This is a genomic window from Dankookia rubra (assembly GCF_004355005.1).
In the GTDB taxonomy this organism is placed as follows: Bacteria; Pseudomonadota; Alphaproteobacteria; order Acetobacterales; family Acetobacteraceae; genus Paracraurococcus; species Paracraurococcus ruber_A.
Genome location: NZ_SMSJ01000323.1, coordinates 1 through 692, shown reverse-complemented (window position 1 = coordinate 692; position 692 = coordinate 1). Strand labels below are relative to the sequence as shown.

1 protein-coding gene is annotated in these 692 nt (G+C 61.7%); it reads right to left on the bottom strand.

The features are described 5' to 3' along the window. Nucleotides 1-692 (bottom strand): MFS transporter (locus tag E2C06_RS36820; RefSeq protein WP_133293430.1); only part of this gene is annotated, 692 nt, incomplete at both ends.

Below are 692 nucleotides of genomic sequence, written 5' to 3'. Positions count from 1 at the left end.
CGCGATCCAGATTGCAGCTGCGGACGCCGCACATAGCACGGCAGCCAAAGCAAAGGCGAGGTCGTAGCTGCCAGTCACATCGTGCACCGTACCCGCAACCCAAGGACCGGCGGCTCCGCCCGCTATCATTGCAACGTTGAGCGTGCCAAAGATGATCCCGAAATGCGGTCCTTCGAAAATTTCCACGACGATGGGACCCATGACCGATGTCATGGCATAGCCGAGAAGTCCTTGCGAGAGCACCATCACCCAGAGCAGTCCCGGCGACGGTGAACGTCCGAGCGCGATCAGGGTCGCGTAGCATATCGCAAAGCCGAGGCAGCCGACCGACCAGACCCATTCGCGCCCAATTCGGTCCGAAAGGGCCCCGAGGGCCACCTGCCCAGGAATGGCAACAACAGCGACGATGCCAAGCGCCCAGGCGCCCACGGCAGGGCTAAACCCGACCTCGACCAAATACTTCGTCTGATAGACCTGCACTGCGTACCAAGCGAAGAGCACACAAAAATAGCCGAGTGCAAGCCACCAGAAGCGGCTCGTCCGAACCGCCCTCGCCAGCGTCCATTCAATTGATACCCATACGGGATCTACGACGTGAGAGGTGCGCCGCGTCCCGCCGGGACCAGTGACATGTCGAGTGCCGTCCGGTAGCAGGCCAATGTCTTCCGGACGGCGATGGACCAGCAGGGCCA